This is a genomic window from Chromobacterium sp. S0633 (assembly GCF_024158805.1).
Taxonomy (GTDB): domain Bacteria; phylum Pseudomonadota; class Gammaproteobacteria; order Burkholderiales; family Chromobacteriaceae; genus Chromobacterium.
Genome location: NZ_JAMZGH010000014.1, coordinates 16,962 through 39,891, shown reverse-complemented (window position 1 = coordinate 39,891; position 22,930 = coordinate 16,962). Strand labels below are relative to the sequence as shown.

Annotated in this window: 19 protein-coding genes; 12 read left to right on the top strand and 7 right to left on the bottom strand. The window is 65.1% G+C overall.

What is annotated here, in order from left to right:
- Positions 1-6: 6 nt before the first annotated feature.
- Positions 7-453: a VOC family protein gene (locus NK214_RS10480; RefSeq protein ID WP_081545504.1), complete on the bottom strand. Its 447-nt coding sequence runs from the start codon at positions 451-453 to the stop codon at positions 7-9.
- A gap of 142 nt (positions 454-595) precedes the next feature.
- Positions 596-3,427 (bottom strand): excinuclease ABC subunit UvrA, encoded by a 2,832-nt coding sequence (gene uvrA / locus NK214_RS10475; protein WP_227103974.1) that lies wholly within the window; start codon positions 3,425-3,427, stop codon positions 596-598.
- A gap of 177 nt (positions 3,428-3,604) precedes the next feature.
- Between uvrA and NK214_RS10470 the strand changes: the two genes are divergently transcribed.
- The 3 genes from NK214_RS10470 (at position 3,605) to NK214_RS10460 (ending at position 10,080) form a co-directional block, all read left to right on the top strand.
- A complete protein-coding gene (locus NK214_RS10470) occupies positions 3,605-4,966 on the top strand; it encodes an MFS transporter (RefSeq protein WP_253314424.1) in 1,362 nt (453 codons plus the stop codon).
- A gap of 47 nt (positions 4,967-5,013) precedes the next feature.
- Positions 5,014-5,487, top strand: a complete 474-nt coding sequence (locus NK214_RS10465; protein WP_107800189.1) for a single-stranded DNA-binding protein — start codon at positions 5,014-5,016, stop codon at positions 5,485-5,487.
- A gap of 702 nt (positions 5,488-6,189) precedes the next feature.
- Positions 6,190-10,080 (top strand): amino acid adenylation domain-containing protein, encoded by a 3,891-nt coding sequence (locus NK214_RS10460; RefSeq protein WP_253314423.1) that lies wholly within the window; start codon positions 6,190-6,192, stop codon positions 10,078-10,080.
- Positions 10,081-10,283: 203 nt separating this feature from the next.
- On the opposite strand, the gene NK214_RS10455 is transcribed toward NK214_RS10460, so the two are convergent.
- A complete protein-coding gene (locus tag NK214_RS10455; RefSeq protein ID WP_107800192.1) occupies positions 10,284-10,643 on the bottom strand; it encodes a translation initiation factor Sui1 in 360 nt (119 codons plus the stop codon).
- A gap of 153 nt (positions 10,644-10,796) precedes the next feature.
- On the opposite strand from NK214_RS10455, the gene NK214_RS10450 reads away from it, so the two are divergent.
- From NK214_RS10450 to NK214_RS10435, 4 genes are all read left to right on the top strand, one after another.
- Positions 10,797-11,120, top strand: coding sequence for a thioredoxin family protein (locus NK214_RS10450; protein ID WP_107800193.1), 324 nt, complete (start codon positions 10,797-10,799; stop codon positions 11,118-11,120).
- 39 nt (positions 11,121-11,159) lie between these two features.
- Positions 11,160-11,570, top strand: coding sequence for a VOC family protein (locus NK214_RS10445; protein ID WP_253314422.1), 411 nt, complete (start codon positions 11,160-11,162; stop codon positions 11,568-11,570).
- A gap of 78 nt (positions 11,571-11,648) precedes the next feature.
- On the top strand, positions 11,649-12,107 hold the full coding sequence (locus NK214_RS10440; RefSeq protein ID WP_253314421.1) for a MarR family winged helix-turn-helix transcriptional regulator: 459 nt from the start codon (positions 11,649-11,651) through the stop codon (positions 12,105-12,107).
- Between the two features lie 25 nt (positions 12,108-12,132).
- The gene (locus NK214_RS10435) at positions 12,133-12,705 is read left to right on the top strand and encodes an isochorismatase family cysteine hydrolase (RefSeq protein WP_253314420.1); all 573 of its coding nucleotides are present in this window, start codon (positions 12,133-12,135) and stop codon (positions 12,703-12,705) included.
- 111 nt (positions 12,706-12,816) lie between these two features.
- Here NK214_RS10435 and NK214_RS10430 read toward each other — a convergent pair whose 3' ends face one another.
- Both NK214_RS10430 and NK214_RS10425 read right to left on the bottom strand, forming a co-directional pair.
- The gene (locus tag NK214_RS10430) at positions 12,817-13,734 is read right to left on the bottom strand and encodes a bestrophin family protein (protein ID WP_107800197.1); all 918 of its coding nucleotides are present in this window, start codon (positions 13,732-13,734) and stop codon (positions 12,817-12,819) included.
- A gap of 226 nt (positions 13,735-13,960) precedes the next feature.
- Positions 13,961-14,860: a LysR family transcriptional regulator gene (locus NK214_RS10425; RefSeq protein ID WP_253314419.1), complete on the bottom strand. Its 900-nt coding sequence runs from the start codon at positions 14,858-14,860 to the stop codon at positions 13,961-13,963.
- A 127-nt stretch (positions 14,861-14,987) separates the two neighbouring features.
- Here NK214_RS10425 and NK214_RS10420 point away from each other — a divergent pair, with 127 nt between their 5' ends.
- Positions 14,988-15,746: an SDR family NAD(P)-dependent oxidoreductase gene (locus NK214_RS10420; RefSeq protein ID WP_253314418.1), complete on the top strand. Its 759-nt coding sequence runs from the start codon at positions 14,988-14,990 to the stop codon at positions 15,744-15,746.
- A gap of 294 nt (positions 15,747-16,040) precedes the next feature.
- On the opposite strand, the gene hflX is transcribed toward NK214_RS10420, so the two are convergent.
- Complete coding sequence (hflX, locus tag NK214_RS10415; protein ID WP_253314417.1) at positions 16,041-17,429, bottom strand: GTPase HflX; 1,389 nt, start codon at positions 17,427-17,429, stop codon at positions 16,041-16,043.
- Between the two features lie 161 nt (positions 17,430-17,590).
- On the opposite strand from hflX, the gene NK214_RS10410 reads away from it, so the two are divergent.
- Positions 17,591-18,856 carry a DEAD/DEAH box helicase gene (locus NK214_RS10410; protein WP_253314416.1) on the top strand — a complete coding sequence of 422 codons (1,266 nt, stop codon included), beginning with the start codon at positions 17,591-17,593 and terminating at the stop codon, positions 18,854-18,856.
- 146 nt (positions 18,857-19,002) lie between these two features.
- Here NK214_RS10410 and NK214_RS10405 read toward each other — a convergent pair whose 3' ends face one another.
- Positions 19,003-19,782: an HAD-IIA family hydrolase gene (locus tag NK214_RS10405; RefSeq protein WP_107799719.1), complete on the bottom strand. Its 780-nt coding sequence runs from the start codon at positions 19,780-19,782 to the stop codon at positions 19,003-19,005.
- A 323-nt stretch (positions 19,783-20,105) separates the two neighbouring features.
- Here NK214_RS10405 and NK214_RS10400 point away from each other — a divergent pair, with 323 nt between their 5' ends.
- The 3 genes from NK214_RS10400 (at position 20,106) to NK214_RS10390 (ending at position 22,925) form a co-directional block, all read left to right on the top strand.
- A complete protein-coding gene (locus NK214_RS10400) occupies positions 20,106-20,846 on the top strand; it encodes an acetoacetate decarboxylase (protein ID WP_107799720.1) in 741 nt (246 codons plus the stop codon).
- Positions 20,847-20,958: 112 nt separating this feature from the next.
- Positions 20,959-21,741, top strand: a complete 783-nt coding sequence (locus NK214_RS10395; RefSeq protein WP_253314415.1) for a 3-hydroxybutyrate dehydrogenase — start codon at positions 20,959-20,961, stop codon at positions 21,739-21,741.
- Positions 21,738-22,925, top strand: coding sequence for a patatin-like phospholipase family protein (locus NK214_RS10390; protein ID WP_107799722.1), 1,188 nt, complete (start codon positions 21,738-21,740; stop codon positions 22,923-22,925). The genes NK214_RS10395 and NK214_RS10390 overlap by 4 nt, the downstream gene beginning before the upstream one ends.
- Positions 22,926-22,930: the final 5 nt, after the last annotated feature.

Sequence of the window (22,930 nt, the reverse complement as noted above, 5' to 3'; positions counted from 1 at the left end):
CGGTTGTCACTCCAGCTGTTCGTTCAGCTTGAGCTTGCCCACCAGCCAGGTGTGATCGTAGCTGACGATCTCGAACGGATTACCGAAGGGATCGACAAAGGACAGCGAGCAGAAAAAGCGATGGTCGCGCACGGAGTCCCGGGCGATGGTCTGGCCGTCGCGATTGGTGACGCGCTCGCCGGCCAGCTGGTCTATCCACTCCAGAAAATCCTGGCCGCTCACCACAAAGGCGATATCGCCCTGATGATTGGCCGCCCCGCTCTTGTCTTCGCTCACCGCCAGGCGCACCGCGCCGTTGGCGTTGGCCAACATCACCGCTCCGTGCGGGCCTTCGCGCATGTGCTTGTAGCGCGGGTCCGGGGCCATGGCCAGCACGCGCTGATACCATTTCAGGGCCTTGGGCACGTCAGTCACACGAATGTGGATGTGATCGATCTTGCCTAAAGTCAGCATGACTTCCTCATATTGTTTTTGATGCGATGGCCCTTGGGCGACGCGCCGTCCAGCTGGGCTGGCGACGCCGTTCGCCCCTTGCCGCCGCCGGTATTTCTTTATAACAGCAAGCTGTCTATCCGCGCATTGTACTTGATTGCCATCAGCCTTGCTCGCGCTGCAACAAAGGCTGCAGGTAGCGCCCGGTATGGCTGACCGGATTGGCCGCCACTTGTTCCGGCGTGCCGGTGGCGATGATCTGACCGCCGCCGGCGCCGCCTTCCGGCCCCAAATCTATCAGCCAGTCCGCGGTTTTGACCACGTCCAGATTATGCTCGATCACCACGACGGTGTTGCCGCTTTCGCGCAGGCGGTGCAGCACTTGCAACAGCAGGTCGATGTCATGGAAATGCAGGCCGGTGGTGGGCTCGTCCAGGATGTACAGGGTGCGGCCGGTGTCGCGCTTGGACAATTCCAGCCCCAGCTTGACGCGCTGGGCCTCGCCGCCGGACAGGGTGGTGGCGCTCTGCCCCAGGCGGATATAGCCCAGGCCCACGTCCATCAGCGTTTTCAGCTTGCGCGCCACGGTGGGCACCACGCTGAAGAAGTCCAGCGCCTGTTCCACCGTCATTTCCAGCACTTCGTGAATGCTCTTGCCCTTGTATTGCACTTCCAGGGTTTCGCGGTTGTAGCGCTTGCCGTGGCATACGTCGCAAGGCACGTAGACATCCGGCAGGAAGTGCATTTCCACCTTGATCACGCCGTCGCCCTGGCAGGCCTCGCAGCGGCCGCCCTTGACGTTGAAGGAGAAGCGCCCCGGCCCGTAGCCGCGCTCGCGCGACAGCGGCACGCCGGCGAACAGTTCGCGGATGGGGGTGAACAGCCCGGTATAGGTGGCCGGGTTGGAGCGCGGGGTGCGGCCGATCGGGCTCTGGTCTACGTTGATCACCTTGTCCAGCTGCTTCAGGCCCTGGATGTCCTGATAGGCCGCCGGTTCTTCGCTGGCGCCGTTGAGTTCGCGCGCGGTGATCTTGTACAGGGTGTCGTTGATCAATGTGGACTTGCCGGAGCCGGATACGCCGGTAATGCATACCAGCATGCCCAAGGGCAGGTCCAGGGTGACGTCCTTGAGGTTGTTGCCGCTGGCGCCGATCAGGCGCAGCATGCGCTCCGGATCCACCTCGCGGCGCTCGCCGCCCAGCGCGATGCGGCGGCGGCCGGACAAATAATCGCCGGTGACGGAATGGGCGCAGGCGGCCACTTCCGCCGGGGTGCCGGCCACCAGCACTTCGCCGCCGTGCTCGCCGGCGCCCGGCCCCATGTCCACCAGGTAGTCCGCGGCGCGGATGGCGTCTTCGTCGTGCTCGACCACGATCACGCTATTGCCCAGATCGCGCAGCCGCATCAAGGTGGCCAGCAGGCGGTCGTTGTCGCGCTGATGCAGGCCGATGGACGGCTCGTCCAGCACATACATCACCCCGGTCAGGCCGGAGCCGATCTGGCTGGCCAGGCGGATGCGCTGCGCCTCGCCGCCGGACAGGGTGTCCGCGGAACGGGACAGGTTCAAGTAGTCCAGGCCCACATTATTGAGGAAGGACACCCGCTCGCTGATTTCCTTGACGATTTTCTCCGCCACCGCCTGTTTCTGGCCGCTGAAAGCCAGTTGGGCGAAGAAGCCGGCGGTATCCTTCAGCGGCATCTGGTTGATCTCGTACAGCGTCTTGTCGCCGACGAAGACATGGCGCGCCTCCAGGCGCAGCCGCGAGCCCTGACAGTGCGGGCAGGGCTGGTTGTTCTGGTACTTGGCCAGTTCCTCCCGCACCGCGGAGGAGTCGGTTTCGCGGTAGCGGCGCTCCAGATTGGGGATGATGCCCTCAAACGGATGCGCGCGGCTGAATTTGGTGCCCTTCTCCGACATATAGCTGAACTCGATGCTGTCGCGGCCGGAGCCGTGCAGCACCACGTTGCGCACTTTTTCCGGCAGGTCTTCAAAGGCGAGTTCGGCCACGGAAAAACCGTAATGCTCGCCCAGCGCCATCAGCATCTGGAAATAGAACTGGTTGCGCTTGTCCCAGCCCTTGATCGCGCCGGCGGCCAGGCTCAGTTCCGGATGCGCCACCACGCGGCGCGGATCGAAGAAGGTGATTTCGCCCAGGCCGTCGCACTTGGGGCAGGCGCCCATGGGGTTGTTGAAGGAGAACAGCCGCGGCTCCAGCTCCGGCAAGCTGTAGGAGCACACCGGGCAGGCGAACTTGGCGGAAAACCAGTGTTCCTTGGCGCTGTCCATTTCCACGGCGATGGCGCGGCCCTCGGCGTGGCGCAGCGCGGTTTCAAAGCTTTCCGCCAGCCGCTGTTTCATGTCCTCGCGCACTTTCAGGCGGTCTATCACCACTTCTATGGTGTGCTTCTTGTTCTTGTCCAGCTTGGGCACGGCGTCGAGTTCAAACACTTCGCCGTCCACCCGCACCCGCACGAAGCCCTGGGCGCGCAGGTCTTCGAACAAGTCCAGATTCTCCCCCTTGCGGCCGACGATGACCGGGGCCAGGATCATCACCCGGCTTTCCTCCGGCAAGGCCAGCACATGGTCCACCATCTGGCTGACGGTTTGCGAGGACAGCGGCACGCCGTGCTCCGGGCAGTGCGGCTCGCCGACGCGCGCGTACAGCAGGCGCAGGTAGTCGTGGATTTCGGTGACGGTGCCCACGGTGGAACGCGGGTTGTGGCTGGTGGCCTTCTGTTCGATGGAGATCGCCGGCGACAGGCCTTCGATCAGGTCCACGTCCGGCTTTTCCATCAATTGCAGGAACTGGCGCGCATAGGCGGACAAGCTTTCCACGTAACGGCGCTGCCCTTCCGCGTACAGGGTGTCGAAGGCCAGCGAGGATTTGCCGGAGCCGGACAGGCCGGTAATCACGATCAATTGGTGGCGGGGCAAATCCAGGTTGATGTTCTTCAGATTGTGCGTGCGTGCGCCGCGAATGCGAATGCTGTCCATATTGGAGCGTAACTCACCGTCGGTCAGGGAACCTGTTAATATACCTGACTTGGCAAGTCTGACTCCACCAGTCTTTAACGCGCGGCGTCATCCGGAACGGCGCCGGACCGTTACTAGAACCATGGGGCGCGGCCCGCAGGCCGCAGCCCGCCAGCAACACAAACGACGCACACAAGAATGAACGCAACAGAACTCCGGGCCAGCCTTGGCCTCGCCGGCATCTACGCCCTGCGCATGCTGGGCATGTTCCTGATCCTGCCGGTATTCGCCCTGTACGCCCAAACCCTGGAAGGCGCGGACAATCACACGCTGATCGGCATCGCGCTGGGCAGTTACGGCCTGACCCAGGCCCTGCTGCAACTGCCGCTGGGCATGCTCTCCGACAAGATAGGCCGCAAAAAGGTGATTTACGGCGGCTTGCTGCTGTTCGCGCTGGGCAGCTTCGTCGCCGCCGGCGCGCACGACATCGCCACCCTGACCGTGGGCCGGGTCATCCAGGGCGCCGGCGCCATTTCCGCCGCCATCACTGCGCTGCTGGCGGACCTGACCCGCGAGGAAAACCGCACCAAGGCGATGGCGATGATAGGCATGTCCATCGGCACCACCTTCGCCGCCAGCCTGGTGCTGGGGCCGCTCTTGGCCAAATACATCGGGGTCAACGGCATTTTCGCGCTCACCGGCGTGCTGTCGCTGGCGGCGCTGATCGGCGTCTGGCTGATCATTCCGGACCCGGTCAGCTCCCGCTTCCATTCCGACACCGAGGCCAACGCCAAACGGCTGCCGGCGGTGCTGAAAGACCCGCAGCTGCTGCAGCTCAATTACGGCATCTTCGCCTTGCACGCAGCGCAGATGGCGATGTTCGTCACCATCCCCTTCGCGCTGATCAAGACCGCGCATCTGGACAAGACCCAACACTGGCAGGTGTATCTGCCGGTGACGGTGATCGGTTTCCTGCTGATGGTGCCGGCCATCATCTACGGCGAGAAAAAGGCCAGGCTCAAGCAGGTGTTCGTCGGCGCCATCGCGCTGATGGCCGCCGCCCAACTGGGCATGGCGATGGCGCTGGACAGCTTCTGGCAGATCGTGGCCTGGCTGGGCCTGTATTTCATCGCCTTCAATATTCTTGAAGCCACGCTGCCGTCCTTGATTTCCAAGATCGCCCCGGCGGATGCCAAGGGAACCGCGATTGGCGTGTATAATACCGCCCAATCCCTTGGCCTGTTCCTGGGCGCGGCCGTCGGCGGCTGGCTGTACACCCGCTATGGTCCGGCCGGCGTGTTCGGCTTCACCAGCCTGCTGATGCTCACCTGGCTGCTGTGGTCGCTGGCCATGCGGCCGCCCAAGCCGGTGCGCTCGGTGATGTATCACATCGGCGAGGACTGGCGTGGCGACGCCGGCGATCTGTCCCGCCAATTGGCCGGCGTGACCGGCGTGCATGAAGCCGTGGTCGTGTTGGAAGACCGCGTGGCCTACCTGAAGGTATCGCAGCGGCAGTGGGACGAGGCGACGGTGCAGCGCCTGATCGGAGCCACGTTCTGAGCTGCGGCGACAGGCCAAATATTTAGATTTTTATTCGGAGACATCTGATGAACAGCATCACCTTTGACGGCCGTCTGGCCGCCGACGCCGAACTGCGCTACACCCCCAGCGGTGAGCCGGTACTGTCGTTCCGCGTAGCCAGCGACATCGGCTTTGGCGAGCGCAAGAGCACCAACTGGTTCAGCTGCCAGGTATGGGGCAAGCGCGGTGAATCGCTGAAGAACTACCTGGCCAAAGGCCAGCAAGTAACCGTTTACGGCCAATTGACCCTGCGCGAATGGCAGGACAAAGAAGGCAATAAACGCCTGTCCCCGGACGTGCGCGTCAATGAACTGAGCCTGCAGGGCGGCCGCAATGAAATGGGCGGTTCCGGCGGCGGCATGAGCGGCGGCGGCATGGACGATGGTTACGGCTACAACGCCCCGGCCCCGCGCCAGGAAGCCCCGCCCGCGCCGCGCCGCCAGGAGCAGCGCCCGGCGCCCAAGCAACTGGACGACATGGACGACGACATTCCGTTCTAAACACCGGATCGTCACTGTCAAACAAGACCGAAATACAGGGCGCCGTCAGCGGATGGCGCCGGGTTTCGGTCTTTTTCTTTGCTGTTTCGCCTAACCCCCGCCCGCCCCGCTTATCCGGACCGGAGGCAAGCCGGACTTGAACGCCGCGCTGGCAAGCGCGTCAGCGTCCTCCTCTGTTCGCCAATCGGCATGCATCGCCCTCCCGCCGCCCCAGTCCGCCGCCAAGCCAAGGCGCAGCGTGCTGCGCCGCATCGTACTATCTCGGAACATTAAGCGCCTGCCGTGTCTAGCTTTGGCTGTACTTGAGCCGATATCGACGCTCTCAAAATGTGCGTTTGCACAAATGAGACAAATCCACTTCGCCGACATATGTCGAGTGAATTTTACTGTGTCAATTTCATGCCATATTGATATAATTTCCACGTATTATCAAAACGACATATTCGGCCTGTCTTATACGACATGTGCAGGGCACCCATGAAAAACGCCGCATCGCGCACCGTACTCCGTCAGCCACGCCAATCCACGGCGTCGCCAACCGACCCGCCCCTCTCCGGGCCTTTCCGCCGCCCGTAAAACCCATCCCGTACTAAAGCCGCAACGATAGCGGCGACGCGTCCTTCTTTTTTGTCGCGCCTTCATTCGCCCTTAACTTTATTTTAAATAAATATCAACAACTGTAAAAACTATATTGGAAACATTATGCTAGACGATAAATCGATCTGCCCGCTGAGCGCCGCCCAGCAGGAAGTCTGCCTGGCCATCGGCCAGGAAGGCCGTAATCTCCATTATCACCTGTGCGATGTGATCGAATTCACCGGCGACTTGCAGGCCCCGCTGCTGGAACAGGCCATCAAGACCGTGTGCAGACAAGTGGAAACCCTGCGCGCCGCCTTCGAAACGGACGCGGTCACCGGCCAATACCGGCAGCACCTGCGCCCCGAATTGCACGACGCCTATTTCTCCTGGCGCGACCTATCGGCCGAAGCGGACCCCGAGCAGGCCTACGCCGCCATGCTGAACGGCTTGCTGGCCGACGATATGGACCTGGCCCGACAACCGCTGATCCGCTATCTGATCGTCAAACTGAGCGACCGTCGCCACCGCATGATAGAGCTGGGCTCCCATCTGGTGGTGGACGGTTTCGGCCACGCCATCCTGTTCAAGCACATCACCGATTGCTATGTCCGGCTGGCGCGCGGCGAAGCCATCGAAGCGCTGCCGGCGCAGCCGCTGAGCCAGGTGTTCGAGGCGGAGCAGGCCTATCGCCAGAGCGAGTCCTATCTCAAGGACCAGTCTTACTGGCGCCAATACTGCCTGGACCTGCCCGACGCCACTCAACTGGTCCCCGGCGACGCGCCCCTGCGCAAGCTGAACCGCCTGCGCAAGGCCTTCTCCGGCGCGGCGGTGGACGGGCTGCGGGAAACCGCCGGCCAACACCGCCTGCGTCTGTCCAGCCTGCTGCTGGCGGCCTGCGCCACCTATCTGCACCGCATGACCGGCCAGAGCGAACTGGCGGTGGGCATGCCGGTGGCGGCCCGTCAGCTGAAAGCCCTGCGCGAGATTCCGGCCATGGTGGCCAACATCCTGCCGCTGCGCATCTCCTTCGCGCCGGACGCCACGGTGCTGTCGGTTGCGGCGGACATCCAGCGCCAGCTGCGCCGCCATCTGCTGCATCAGGGCTACCGCTCGGAGGCCATGATCCGCGACCTGTACGCGGAACGCGGTCACAAGCCGCTGTTCAACACCCTGCTCAATATCGTGGCTTATGACCAGGAAGTGAGCTTCGACGGCTGCGAAGCCACGGTGCAGAATGTCGCCAACGGTCCGGCCAATCATCTCGGCATCGACATTTTCGACCGTAACGCCGACGGGCGGCTGGAGATAGGCTTCAACGCCAACGCCGATCTCTACCCGCTAGAGGCGCTGGAACTGCACTATCAGCGGATGATCCTGCTGCTCGAGCATTTCGTCGCCAACCCGGAAACCCTCGCCGCGGATTACCAACTGCTGCTGCCGGGCGAACGAGAACGCCGCTATCTGCTGCCGGCGCGCGCCGACGCGCAACCGGTCTTCGCCGACGCCTTCGCCGCCTCTGCGCTAAGCCACGCCCATCGGCCGGCGCTGCGCCAGGGAGAGCGCGAACTCAGCTACGCCGAGCTGGACGAGCGCGCCAACCGCCTGGCCAGCCTGCTGCTGACGCGCGGCGTGCGGCCCGGGGACGATGTCGCCGTCATCGTATCGCGCAACATAGAGTGGGCGGTCGCGGCCGTTGCGCTGTTCAAGCTGGGCGCCGGCTATGTGCCGGTGGACCCCGACCTGCCGGAAGCCCGCATCGAATACATTCTGGCCGACGCCTCGCCGGCTGCGGTCATCGTCGCCGGCGGCGGCGCCGTCAAGGCAGGGATCGCGCCGGAAAAACAGCTGCTCCTGGACGCCGCGGCGTTGGACGCGCTGCCGCCGGCCGCCCTACCGCTTCCCCGCGTAGACCCCGCCGCGCCCGGCTATTTGATCTACACCTCCGGCTCCACCGGCAAGCCCAAGGGCGTGGAAGTGAGCCACCGCAACCTGGTGCCCATCGCCGACACCGCCATCCGGGCGGCGGGGCTGCAAGCCGGCCAGCGCGTGCTGCAATTCATCGCCGCCGGCTTCGACATGTCAGTGCTGGAAATCATGATGACGCTGCTGGCCGGCGCCACCCTGGTCATCTGCGACAAAGTCGCCAGCGCGCCCGGCAAACCGCTGGCCGCGCTGGTCAAACGGGAAAACATCAAGCTCGTGGTCATGACGCCCAGCCTGCTGGCCTACCACCAGACCGAGGACTTCCCGCAAGACACCGTCCTGATGCTGGGCGGCGAGCCTTGCACGCCGGCGCTGCTGGCGCGCTTCTCCCACTGCCGCCTGCTCAATGTCTACGGACCGACCGAAACCTCCTTCGCCACCTCGATCAACGCCGACTACGGCGACGGCGACCTGTCCATCGGGCCCGCCACCGCCAATACCCGGCTCTATGTGGTGGACCCGCGGCAGCGGCTGCTGCCGCCCGGCGCCTGGGGCGATCTGTTCATCGGCGGCCCCGGCGTGGCCCGGGGTTACCGCAACAGTCCGGAGCTGACGGCCAAAGGCTTCGTTCCCGATTTGCTGGACCCAGCCGACACCATGTACCGGGCCGGCGATCGCGTGTTCTTCGACCACGCCGGCCGCATCCACTATCAGGGCCGCCAGGACAATCAAATCAAGCTGCGCGGGCTGCGCATCGAGCTGGACGAAATCAAGAACGCCCTGCTGGGCTGCGGCGGCGTAGAGGACGCCGTCGCCTTGCTGCGGAACCTGCCCCACGGTCCGGCCATCGTCGGCTATGTGGCCAACCAACAGCTGGACCTGGACAGCGAAGGCCTGAAACAGGCACTGAGCCGGCAATTGCCTCATCATATGATCCCCAGCGTCATCATGGTGGTGCCCGTCTTCCCGCTGACGCCCAACGGCAAGCTGGCCACCGGCGAGCTGCCGACGCCGACGCTGCTGGACGACGGCGAACAGGCTCCGCCGCGCACGCCTGAAGAGGAAATCATGTGCCGCTTGTTCGCAACGGCGCTGGAATGCGGCGAGGTCTACGCCAATCAGAACTTCTTCGCGCTGGGCGGCCATTCGCTGCTGGGGCTGCAACTGATCAACCGGGTCAGGGAAACCTTCGGCGTCTCGCTGGGCATCGCCGACTTCCTGGCCGCCCCCACGCCGCGCCAGCTGGCCCTGCGCCTGCAACGGCCCGCCGCTTTCAGCGATCCTTTCGACGCCATGTTGCCGCTGCGCGCCCAGGGCGGCCGCCCGCCGCTGTTCTGCATTCACCCGGGCGGCGGCATCGCCTGGCCCTATGCCGGCCTGCTGCCCTTCCTGCCCGAGGACCAGCCGCTGTACGCCATCCAGTCGCCGATACTGCGCGACCCGGAACGCGTCGTCGAATCGCTGGACGAACTGGCGGAGGAGTACCGGCAACGCATCCAGGCGGTGCAGCCGCAGGGGCCGTATCAGCTGGCGGGCTGGTCGGTGGGCGGCAATCTGGCGCTGCGCCTGGCCGCCATGCTGCAGGCCGACGGCCACGAAGTCAGCTTCCTGTGCATGTTCGACAGCTATCCGCTGCAGGGCGGGCCGGCCTCGCTGAAACTGGACGACGCCACCATCATCACCCGCATGACCCGGGCCATCGTCGGCGCGCCGCGCGCCGGCATCAAGGGGCTGAAGAGCGCAATGGAAGAAGCGCTGGGCGGCAGCCAGGTCGGCGAGGAGTTTCTGACCCGGCTGGTGAACGACTCCAAGCTGATGCTGGAGCTGCTCGCCCGCTGCCGCTACCAGCGTTACGACGGCGACCTGATCTTCATCCGCGCCACCACCGACATCCTGCGCCCCGAAGACCAGCAACCGTCGCTCTGGCAGCCTTACGTCTCCGGCAAGCTGATTGAGTACGAGGTGAACGCGCCGCATGAATGCCTGCTGCAACGCCAATATCTGGAACAATTCGGCGCGCAATTCGCCGCCGAGCTGCAGCGACGGACGCCGCTCAGCCCCAGCCCGCAGCGGCAGGCGCAGCCGGCCTAAGCCCCATCGCCCCGCCCCGCCCGCGGCACGCCGCGGGCTTTTTCATTCCGGCTCAATCCCAAGCCGCTGTTCCAAAACCTCGCAAGCCAGCGCGAGACAAGGCCCTGCCGCTGAAAAAGCGGCAGGGCCGTACGGTGATGAACATTTCAAAAACATGCCCGCCGCCTCGTCTCCGACAAGGCGCTACAGGCTTTGGAGCGCGTCTAGCCGCCGGCGCGCTTCACCGTCCAGCCGCGCTGCTTGAGCAAACCCTGCACCTGCTCGCAATGATCGCCCTGGATCTCGATGACGCCGTCCTTGACCGTGCCGCCGCTGCCGCAGGCGTTTTTCAGCTGTTTGCCCAGCTGCGCCAGTTCCAGCGCGTTCAACGGCGCGCCCTGAATCACGGTGACCGCCTTGCCGTTGCGGCCCTTGGTTTCCCTGCGCACCCGCACCACGCCGTCGCCGGCCGGCGCCTCCTGCTTGCCGCATTGGCATTGGGCGACGGCAAAGCCGCACTGCGGACACATGCGGCCGTGTTCGGTGGAATACACCAAGCCGCCGGAAACATTGCGCGATTTCATGAGTTCAAACCCCGAGCCATTGATGAAACGGCCTGCATCGTCGCGGTTTTGCCCGGCTTTGGCAAGCCCGCCCCGCCAGCCCTCTCATCACGGCGCTGGCAAATACGCAAGTCCTTTGGCATATTTAAAATCCACCCTTGCCCCAGCCTGACCATGGACAAGCTTTATCGCGACCCGGCGCCGGAACGCGCCGAACTGGATGCCCAGCCCGGCGTCACCGTGCTGGAATTCGGCGCGCCCTGGTGCGGCCACTGCCAGGCGGCTCAGCCTCTGATTCGACAAGCCTTGGCGGCCTATCCCGACGTCCGTCATTTGCAAATCGAAGACGGGCCGGGCCGCCGCCTGGGACGCAGCTACCGCGTCAAGCTGTGGCCTACGCTGATTTTCCTGCGCCACGGCCAGGAAACCGCTCGCCTGACCCGGCCGGCAACGGTGGAAGCCGTCAACAATGCGCTGCGGCAATGCCTGCAAGCCTGAAACACGGCCGCCCCTCCCCACCCACCAGGAGTCTCCCTGATGAAAACCCTGCTGCCCTACATCAACTTCCACGGCCAGTGCGAACAGGCGCTGGCCTTCTACCGCCAATGCTTCAACGGAGAAATCGTGGCGCTGATGCGCTTCGGCGACGCGGACTTCCCCAGCCCGGACGAGGCCAAGAACAAGATTCTGCACGCCGAGTTCAAAGCCGAAGGCGTTCATTTCATGGCCTCCGACGGCATGCCGGGCCGCACGCCCGCCATCGGTGAAAACATCACGCTGAATTTCATGCTGGACAGCGAGGCGGAGCAGACCGCGATCTTTGAAGCCCTGGCCCAGGGCGGCCAGATCAACGAGCCGCTGCACGACGCCTTCTGGGGCGCCCGCTTCGGCATGCTGGTGGACCGCTTCGGCATACGCTGGATGAGCAACTGTCAGAAACAAGGCTAGAGCCGGCCTCGGCGTCGCTGGCGGCGCCGTTTTCTCGCCGATTTATCTATACAAACATAGCTATGTTAAAATAGAAAAATGCCTAACTCATCGATCCCGGCGGAGGCCGTGTCCCGGCTGCGCCTGCAACTGATGGCCTTGACGCGCCGCTTGCGCCAGGAGGCCCAGGACGACGAACTGCCGTTTGCCCAGCTTTCGCTGCTGGCCAGCATCGAACGCGCGGACGGCGCCGCAACGCCGTCTGCGCTGGCCCGCGCGGAAAAGCTGCGCAGTTCCAACCTGGCCAGCCTGCTGCGCGAACTCGACGCCGGCGGCCTGATTCTGCGCGCCGGCGACCCCGAAGACGGCCGCAAAGTCCGGATTCGCCTGAGCGGCGCCGGCCGCCAGGTCCTTGACGCTCACCGCCTGCGCAAAGACGACTGGCTGCGCGCCGCGCTGGCCGGACTGCCGCCGCAGCGCCTGGAACTGCTGCTCGCCGCCGGCGAGCTGCTGGCGGAACTGGCCGCAACAGAAACGCCGGCCGTTCGCCGGTCTTGATCAATACGCCATAAGGAACTCAGCGATGAACACCGCTTTTATCGGACTGGACTATATCCGCGACATCATGATGGACGGTGGCAAGGTCGCCCGCTGCGCCGAGCACGCGCGTCAACGCGGCGTCATCGCCGCCGCCAACCAGGCTATCGCCGAGGCGCGCCGCCGCCGCTGGCTGGTGGCGCAGGTGAAAGTGGGCTTCGCGCCCTCCTATGTGGAACAACCCAAGGCCTCGCCGCTGTTCGGCCGCGCTCACGAATTCGGCGCGCTGGATCTGTCCGGCCCCGGCACCGCCTTCCACCCGGAGCTGGACGTAAGGCCGGAAGACGCCATCGTGATCAAGCCGCGCGTCAGCGCCTTCTACGCCACCTCGCTGGAAGCGGTGCTGCGCGCCCATCGCATCGAACGCCTGATCCTGTCCGGCGTCAGCAGCACTTGGGCGGTGCAGGCCGCCGCGCGCGACGCTCACGACCGCGATTACCAGGTGCTGGTGCTGGAGGACGGCTGCGCCGCCGTCAGCGAGGAAGAGCATCAGATCTCGATGCGCCAGCTGGCGACGATAGCCCGCATCATCAGCCTGGACGAGCTGGCCGCGCTGTAAGAACCTGTTTACGACCTGCTGCGCTTCGTGAGATGCGGCACGATGAGTACGCCTTGCCCCGCCTTAGCCCGCTAGATCGTAAACAGGTTCTAAGCTATGCGGCTCGATGGCTCAATACAGATAAATGCCCTGCTGCGAAGGCGCCGGAGCCGCCACTTCCTCGCCCTGCATCTCGCGCAAGGAGGCTTCGATGCCGTGGCAGAGCGCGGACAGCGGCAGATCGTTGCCCTCCTTGCCAAACGGCTCCTCCAGCTCCTCGCCTATCACTTCCAGCGCCAGATAGGTGTAGGCGATGAAGACCGCGATCGCCGGCGTCAGCCAGCCTATGCTGGTAACCAGGCCGGCCGGCAACAGCAGGCTGTACACCGTGACGGTGCGGTTGAGCAGCACCCGGTACGTGAAGGGAATGGGCGTGGAGGCGATGCGCTCGCAGCCGCCCAGCACTTCCGACAGCGAGTTCAGATTACGGTCCAGCGCATGCCATTGCATATCGCCCAACACGCCGTCGCCGCGCATGCGCGCGGCCAATTGCCCTAGCCAGGACAGGATCAGCGCCGGCTTGAAGCGCGCCGCCAACGCCTTGTCCAGAATCTCCTCCGGCAGCAAACGGCGCAGATGGGCGTCGGCGTCGTCGCCGCGCAACTGCGCCTTGAGCGCGTAGGCGAAGGCGCAACAGCCGTCTATCAGACGCCGCGCGTCCGCATTGTCCGGCGCCAGCGACAGAACCTGCCGCGCCAGCGAGCGGTTGACGATCAGCAAGCTGCCCCACAGCTTGCGCGCCTCCCAAAAGCGCTCGTAGCTGACCGAGTTGCGAAAACCCAGGAAGATGGCCAGCGACACCCCCATCAAGGTAAAGGCGGGAATGCTGAGCGCGGAGTCCGCGTGTTCGCTCAGCCACCAGCCGCGCACGGCGGCGGCGGCGATGGAAATGAAGAAGACCAGCAGCAGGCGCGGCATGATGCGCGGCAGCACCGAACCGTGCCAGACAAACAACAGGCGCAGCCAGGAAGAAGTGGATCTAACAATCATGGCGGGAATATGACGAAGTAAGAACGTGTTTACGATCTCGCGAGCTAAGGCGAGACAAGGCGAAAACCGCTGAGAAAGCGGAATGTACACACGGTACATGAGCATTTCGAAGGGGTTTTCAACGCCGTATCGCCAACGCGCAGCTGATCGTAAACAGGTTCTAAAATGGTTGACCGGCCTCCATGATAGGGCAGCTTGCCCCTGCGCCGCCATGTTTGCGCCCGATTCACACAAGATGCGGCGCCAGCGCCTCCGCCAGCCAATCCATGAAAACCTGCGCCCGGCGCGGCAGGTTGCGGCGGTGGGCGTACAACAGCGTGACCGGCATCGGCGTGGCGCGGTAGTCCGGCAGCACTTCCACCAGTTCGCCGCTGTCCAGCAAATGACGCACGCCGGACTCCGGCGCCTGAATCAGGCCCAGCCCGGCCAGACAGGCGGCCTGGTAGGCGTCGGCGTTGTTGACGATGACGCTGCCGGCCATGGCCAGCCAATGGCTGCCGTTGCCGTCCCGCCACTCCCAGCCGGCCGGGCGCGCGCCCAGGGTGGAAACGTAGTGAACCAGCCGGTGCCGCGCCAGGTCCTCCAGGCCGGCCGGCGCGCCGTAACGCGCCAGATAGCCGGGGCTGGCGCAATTGAGCTGCCGAAAACGTCCCAGCGGCCGCGCCACCAGGCTGGAGTCGCCAAGCTCCCCCACGCGCAGCACGCAATCGAAACCTTCTCGCACGATGTCCACCTTGCGGTCGGTGCTGCTCAGCTCCAGCTCCAAACGCGGGTGGCGCTGCAGGAATTCGTCCAGCCGCGGCAATACCTGATAGCGCGCCACGCCGCTGGGCATGTCCACCCTCAGCCGCCCGCCCAGCGCCTCCTCGCCGCGCTGGAACATGCTTTGCAACTCGTCCATGTCCGCCAGCACGTCCTTGCAACGCTCGTAAAAAGCCTGCCCGTCCTGGGTCATCTGCACTTTGCGCGTGGTCCGGTGCAGCAGGCGCGCGCCCAGCCAGGATTCGGTCTGCTTGACCGCCACCGAGATGCTGGCCTTGGGCAGGCCCAAGCTGTCCGCCGCCTGGGTGAAGCTGGACAACTCGGCCACCCGGACAAAAATCTGCATCGCTTCCAGCTTGTTCATGCCGCCGCCAATTGTTATCAATATACGAACACTATAATTTAAATAATCATATTTGTTTATCAAAAACCATACAATAAACTGAGCTCATCGGGTCCAAGCCTGCACCCGCCCCCTACAGGAGATTCCCATGAGCAAGAAAATCGCAGTCATCACCGGCGGCAGCCGCGGCCTGGGCAAAAGCGCGGCCCTGCACCTGGCGCGCCAGGGCGTGGACGTGGTCATCACTTACCAAAGCCGCGCCGCCGACGCCGAGGCGGTGGTCGCCGAGATCCAAGCACTGGGCGGCCAGGCCGCCGCGCTGGCGCTGGACGTCGGCCAGAGCGCCGGCTTCCCCGCCTTCGCCGAGCGGCTGCGCCAGACGCTGGCCGAGCAATGGCGACGCGCCGACTTCGATTTTCTGGTCAACAACGCCGGCATCGGCATCCACGCCGCCTTCGCCGACACCAGCGAGGCGCAGTTCGACCAACTGATGAACATCCAGCTCAAAGGCCCGTTCTTCCTGACTCAGACGCTGCTGCCGCTGATCGCCGACGGCGGCCGCATTCTCAACGTCTCCACCGGTCTGACCCGCTTCGCCCTGCCCGGCTACGCCGCCTACGCGGCGATGAAGGGCGGCGTGGAGGTGCTGACCCGCTACCTGGCCAAGGAGCTGGGGCCGCGCGGCATCGCGGTCAACGTCATCGCCCCCGGCGCGATTGAAACCGACTTCGGCGGCGGCCTGGTGCGCGACAACGAACAGGTCAACGCCCATATCGCCGCGCAAACCGCGCTGGGCCGCGTCGGCCGCCCCGACGACATCGGCGGCGCCATCGCCACCCTGCTCAGCGACGGCGCCGCCTGGGTCAACGGTCAGCGCGTGGAAGCCTCCGGCGGCATGTTCCTTTAAAAGAAGCAACAATCTCTGCGGCTCGGGACCATTGCCCAAGATATTGAATCCGCTTAAGCGGATAGGGATCTGGATTATCGGGACGGTCCTGAGCAGCAGGACGAACGCTGCGCCGAAAATCAGAGTGGGGAGGGACGTGCTCGCAGACTAAGAACCTGTTCAATGCCTGTTGTGCTCCGAAAGACGCGACAAGGTGAATATCGTATCGAAACGCTCATGCACCACGTTTGCATTCCGCTTCTTCAGCCGTTTTCGCCTTGTCTCGTTCTTGCCCGCGACGCTTTGAACAGGTTCTCAGACTTCCCAATACTCCTTCTGACGCCCCTGCGAGCCGGGGTTCAACTGCTCGCGCAGGCTGCGCAGCTTGTCCGGCTCGCCGCGCACGCGGAACCAGCTGCCCTCTTCCTCCGCGCGTTCTTCCAACACCTGGCAGTGGCTGTAGATTTCGCCGCGCAGTTGCTGAGCGGACCATGGCAGCAGCAGTTCGCCTTCCTCCAGATCTCGCTGGAAGAAGGCCACAATCAGCGCGCGCAGCGCCGCCACTTCCTCGGGGTGGCGCGCGCTCATCACCACGCAGTCCGGATAGCGTTGCCGCAGCTCGGCGGCCCAGGCCGCCTGCTCGGCCGCGTCGCCGACATGGTCTATCTTGTTGAACACCCGGATGCGCGGCACTTCGTCGGCGCCGATTTCCTTCAAGACCTCATCGGTCACTTCCAACTGACGCTGGAAGCCCGGGTCGCTGGCGTCGATCACATGCAGCAGCAGGGCCGCGTCCAGCGCTTCTTCCAGCGTGGACTTGAACGAGGCCACCAGACCGTGAGGCAGGTTCTTGATGAAGCCCACGGTATCGCTGACCAGCACCCGCGGCACGCTTTCCGGGTAGATGGCGCGCACCGTGGTGTCCAGGGTGGCGAACAGCTTATTGGCCACCAGCACTTCGCTGCCGGTCAAGGCGCGCATCAGCGTGGACTTGCCTGCATTGGTGTAGCCCACCAGCGACACCCCGCCCAGGCCCTGACCCTGGCGCTCCAGCCGGCGCGCGCGCTGGGTCTTGCGCTCCAGCTCCATCGCGACGATTTCGCGCTGCAGCTCGGCGATGCGGTCGCGCACCTTGCGGCGATCCAGCTCGGTATGCGATTCACCGGCGCCGCGCCCGCCCATGCCGCTGCGCTGCCGGCCTTGCGGCCCGGCCAGCTTGGCCGCCTCGCGCAAGCGCGGCGCCATATAACCGAGACGGGCGATTTCCACCTGGGCGCGCGCCGCGCGCGAGCGGGCGTTGCGGTGGAAGATCTCCAGAATCACCATGGTGCGGTCCATCACCTCGCAGCCGACGGCCAGCTCCAGATTGCGCGCCTGCGACGGCGAGATTTCGTGGTCCACCAGCAAGGCGTCGATCTCCACCGTGCCGGCGTCCAAGACCGGCGGCGCGTCCTCCAGCTCGTCGTTGCGAAGACCGCGATTGACGAACTGGCTGATTTCCTCCAGCTTGCCCACGCCCATATAGGCGGTGCGGTCGAAGCTGTTACGCTTTTGCACAAAGGTCCGCACCACTTGGAAGCCCAGGGTCTTGGCCAGTTCGCTCAGCTCGGTGAGCGAGGCCTCGAACTCGACATCGCTGACATCGGGCAACTGGACCGAGGCCACCAGGGCGTAGCGGGGTTTCTCTTTGACTTCTGTTTGCATGTGCGTATGACTTTAACTTGATAGCGAGCCCAGATAGTACTCGCAAACGGGACTTCCCGCTGCGCAACGCGCGTTGCGGCGACGCCACGCCCCGCTTGACCCGGCCGCGGGCAGCGTCGATACTCCTGCCGCTTCAAGTACATCGCCGTCAACGCCAATCCATGTCATTCACCTCACTGGGCCTGTCGCCCGCCCTGGCCCAGGCCGCCAGCGATCAGGGCTACCCGGCCCCCACCGCGGTTCAGCTCGCCGCCGTCCCCGCCGTTTTGCAAGGCCACGACGTGCTGGCCACCGCGCAAACCGGTTCCGGCAAAACCGCGGCCTACTGCCTGCCGCTGTTGCAGCAATGGCTGGCTGGCCGCCAGGCCTCGCCTCGCCAGACGCAAACGCTGATCCTGCTCCCCACCAGGGAACTGGCGGCGCAAGTGGGCGACGCCCTGCGCCAGCTGGCCCAGGGCCTGCCGCGCCGGCCCAAGATCGCCGTGGTCTTCGGCGGCGTCTCCATCAATCCTCAGATGATGGCCTTGCGCGGCGGCGCCGACATCGTGGCGGCCACGCCCGGCCGGCTGCTGGACCTGCTGGCGCACAATGCGCTGCGGCTCGCCGCCGTCGACACCCTGGTGCTGGACGAGGCCGACCGCCTGCTCGACCTCGGTTTCGCCGACGAACTGGCCCGCGTGCTGGCGCAGCTGCCGCCCTACCGGCAAAACCTGATGTTTTCCGCCACCTTCCCGCCCGCCGTGCGCGCGCTGGCGGAGCAACTGCTGAACCAGCCGCGGCATATCGACATCGAGCCCGGCGACGTCGCCGCGCCGGACATCCGCCAGCGCGTCATCGAGGTGGACGCCGGCCGGCGCACCATGTTGTTGCGCCATCTGCTGCACACCCATGGCTGGGAGCGGGCTCTGGTCTTCGTGGCCAGCCGCCACACCGCAGACCGAGTGGCCGGCAAGCTGCAGGCCGCCGGCGTCCGCGCCGCCGCGCTGCACGGCGATTGCAGCCAGGGACAACGCGGCCAGGTGCTGGCCGACCTCAAGTCCGGCCGTCTGCAAGTTCTGGTGGCCACCGATGTGGCCGCGCGCGGCATCGACATCGCCCGCCTGCCGGTGGTGGTGAACTACGATCTGCCGCGCTCGCCGGTGGACTACACCCACCGCATCGGTCGCACCGGCCGCGCCGGCGCCAGCGGCGAGGCCATCAGCTTCGTCAGCGCCGATTGCGCCGCACATTTCCAATTGATAGAGAAACGCCAGCAACTGCGACTGCCGCGCGAACGGATCGCCGGTTTCGAACCCGTCGCCGCCAGCCCGGCCGCGGCCGCGAGCGCCGCCACGAACCCGGCAGCCGACAACGGCGGCGTCAAGGGCAAACGCAAGAGTAAGAAGGACAAATTGCGGGAAGCCGCGGCCCAAGCCGAGCAGCGCTGAGCGCCTCGCCGGGCCGAGCGGGATCTAGACGGCAAACAAACAGGGCCGCCCCCAAACGGGAGCGGCCCTGTTTTCGTCCGACGCCGGCCTGACCGGCCATGGCTTGTTCAAAGCCTCGCGACGCGCAACAGAACGTAGCCAGGCTCTTACAAGGCCCCCGGATCAATCTCCGCCACGCTCTCGAACACATAGTCCGGCTGGTAGGGAAACTGCTCCATGGATTCGCGCGACGACACGCCGGACAACACCAGCGCGGTGCCCATGCCGGCTTCTATGCCGCCGACGATGTCGGTGTCCATCCGGTCGCCTATCATCACCGCCTCCTCCGGATGCACGCCCAGCTTGCGGGTGGCCAGCATCATCATCAGCGAGTTCGGCTTGCCCACGATGTAGGGCTTCTTGCCGGTGGCGGCCTCGATGGCGGCCAGCAGCGTGCCGGCGGCCGGCTCGTAGCCGCCGCCCTCTATCGGATCGATCATATCCGGGTTGGTGCCGATGAATTTGGCGCCCTGGTCGATAAAACGCACCGCCTTCTTGATCTGCTCGAAACTGAAGGTCTGGGACTTGGCCACCACCACGTAGTCCGGATGGGATTCGGAAATGGAAAACCCCACCTTGTACAGCTCGTTGATCAGGCCGGCGCCGCCCACCACGTAGGCGGTGGGCATGGCCTTGCGCGTCTGGCTGCGCAGAAACATCGCCGTGGCCATCGCGCTGGTGATGAAGTTGTCTTCCGTCACGCCGTTGATGCCCAGGCTCTCCAGCTTCAGCCTCAGATCCAGCGGCGTCTGCTCCGCGTTATTGGTCAGAAACAGGAAGGGCGTGCCGCCCTGCGTCAGGCGGTTGACGAAATCGCGCGCGCCCGGAATCAGTTGCTTGCCCCGATAAATCACTCCGTCCATGTCGGAAATGATGCTTTTGCTCATACGGTCCATCCAAAACTGCAAGTGCCGACTCCGCCGGCACGGTGGCGGGCCGCGGCTCATTCGCCGCAACGGCGACAGCATAGCACGGCGGCGCGGTGGCCGACGCCCTCCTTGCCGCCGAGCGGAAAGACAGCGGCCGGGCGCGCGGCGTCGTCCCAATGGACAGGCGACGCCGCGCCAAGCTATCTGTATGGGATCTTTGCCTGTACCATCGGAGCCAGATGCACGCATGCCCGTCGGGCCGTTCCGCCGGCGGGCTCCTTTCGCAGCAGCGGCCGCGCCGTCCCGGCGCGACCTTTTGCCATCCAGGGAGCGCAGCACGTATGAACATCGACGCCATCCGCGAGCAGGCCTTCGCCATGCCGCTGACCAACCCCGCCTTCCCCCGCGGCCCCTACCGCTTCACCAATCGCGAATTCTTCATCATCACTTATCGCACCGATCCGGCCAAGCTGCGCGAGGCGGTGCCGGAACCGCTGCAGCCGGCCTCGGATCTGGTGAACTTCGAGTTCATCCGCATGCCGGACTCCACCGGCTTTGGCGACTACACCGAAAGCGGCCAGGTGATCCCGGTTCTGCTGGGTGGCGTGGCCGGCAATTACACTCACGCGATGTATCTGAACGACCACCCGCCCATCGCCGGCGGCCGCGAACTGTGGGGCTTTCCCAAGAAGCTGGCCTGCCCGCGGCTGCAAGTGCGCACCGACACCCTGGTGGGCGAACTGGACTACGGCCCGGTGCGGGTGGCCACCGCCACCATGGGCTACAAACATCACGCCCAGGACGCCAGCGCGCTGCAGCGCTCCATGGTCAACACGCCCAACTTCCTCTTGAAGATCATCCCGCATGTGGACGGCAGCGTTCGCATCTGCGAGCTGGTGCGCTTTCACCTCAAGGACGTCACCGTGCACGGCGCCTGGAGCGGGCCGGCGGCGCTGGCGCTGTTCCCCCACGCGCTGGCCCCGGTGGCGGAACTGCCGGTGCTGGAAGTGGTGGAGGCGCGCCACATCGTCGCCGACCTGACCCTGGGCCTGGGCGAAGTGGAATTCGATTACCTGAACTAAGCGCCTGTACTTACAGAACCTGTTCAAAGTCTCGCGAGCAAGGACGAGACGAGGCGGAAACCGGCGCCAAGCCGCTACGTGGCGCACCCCACCCGACGACAAGGAGAGCAGCATGCAATTGAACGGCAAAGTGGCATTGATCACCGGCGCGGCCAGCGGCATAGGCAAAGCCATTGCGGAAACCTACGCCCGCGCCGGCGCGGCGGTGGCCATCGCCGACATCAACCTGACGGCGGCGCAGGCCGCGGCGGAAGAGATCAAGGCCGCCGGCGGCAAGGCGGTGGGCGTGGCGATGGACGTGACCGATGAGGAATCCGTCAACGCCGGCACCCAGGCGGCGGTGGACGCGCTGGGCGGGCTGGACATCCTGATCTCCAACGCCGGCATCCAGATCGTCAACCCGCTGGTGGACTACTCGTTTTCCGATTGGAAGAAGATGCAGGCCATCCACGTGGACGGCGCCTTTCTCACCACCAAGGCCGCGCTGCGCCATATGTATCAGGACAAGCGCGGCGGCACCGTGATCTATATGGGGTCGGTGCACTCCCACGAGGCGTCCAAACTCAAATCCGCCTACGTCACCGCCAAACACGCGCTGCTGGGCCTGTGCCGGGTGCTGGCCAAGGAAGGCGCGGAATACAATGTGCGCGCCCACGTGATCTGCCCGGGCTTCGTGCGCACGCCGCTGGTGGAGAAGCAGATTCCGGAGCAGGCCAAAGAGCTGGGCATCAGCGAGGAAGAAGTGATCAAGCGCGTGATGCTGGGCAATACCGTGGACGGGGTGTTCACCACGGTGGAAGACGTGGCCCAGACCGCGCTGTTCCTGGCCGCCTTCCCCAGCGCCGCGCTCACCGGACAATCGGTGATTGTCAGCCACGGCTGGTATATGCAATGACGCCGCCGCACAACCCCGCCTGCCCGCAGAGCGGCGGCCTGTACCAGAGCCGCAGCCTGCCGCCCGGCCACCGCTACCAGGTGCTGGCGCTGGTGCTGCAGGGCGGCGGCGCGCTGGGCTCCTACCAGCCCGGCGTCTATCAGGGCCTGGCCGAGGCCGAGCTGCACCCCAACTGGGTGGCCGGCATTTCCATCGGCGCGCTCAACGCCGCCATCATCGCCGGCAACCCGCCGGAGCGGCGGGTGGAGCAGTTGCGCGCCTTCTGGGACACCATCTGTCGGCCGCCGTTTCTGCCGGCCAGCCCCTTCAGCCAACTGGACACCCACCATTGGCCGGCGGGGCTGAACGGACTGATGGCGAGCTGGGAGGCCTGGCGCGCGCTGACCGAGGGCCAGAACGGCTTCTTCCTGCCGCGCTCGCCCTGGCCAAGCGGCGCGCCCTCGCCCGCCAATTGCAGCCTTTACGACACCTCGCCGCTGAAGGGCACGCTGGAACGTTTCGCCGATTTCGACCGCATCAACGACAGCGATCAGATGCGGGTGTCGGTGGGCGCGGTCAATCTGCGCAGCGGCAACTTCGTCTACTTCGACAATACCCGCCAAAAACTGCGCGCCGAGCATTTCATGGCTTCCGGCGCGCTGCCGCCGGGCTTTCCGGCGGTGGAGATCGACGGCGAGTACTACTGGGACGGCGGCCTGGTGTCCAATACGCCGCTGAAGCAGATACTGAGCACCGAGCCGCGCAAAAACTCGCTGGTGTTCCAGGTGGACCTGTGGAGCGCCAAGGGCGAACCGCCCACGGACATGAAGGCGATCGCGATGCGGCAGAAGGACATCCAGTACTCCAGCCGCACCCGGCAGATCACCGACACGATGAAACGGGAACAGAACTATCGCGGCTTACTGCGGCAGCTGATGGAACTGGTGCCGGAGGCGCAACGCGAACACCCGGCCTACCGCCACGCCCACGAACTGGCCTGCGGCCGGCTGTTGAAGGTGATACACCTGATCTACCAGGACAAGGAGTACGAAGACCACCACAAGGATTATCAATTCGGCGCCCAGACCATGCGCGCGCACTGGGCCAGCGGCTATCAGGACATCCGCCGCACACTACGCCATCCGGACTGGCTGGAGATGCCGTCGCCGGACCGGCCCTTCGTCACCCACGACGTGCATCGCTGAAACGG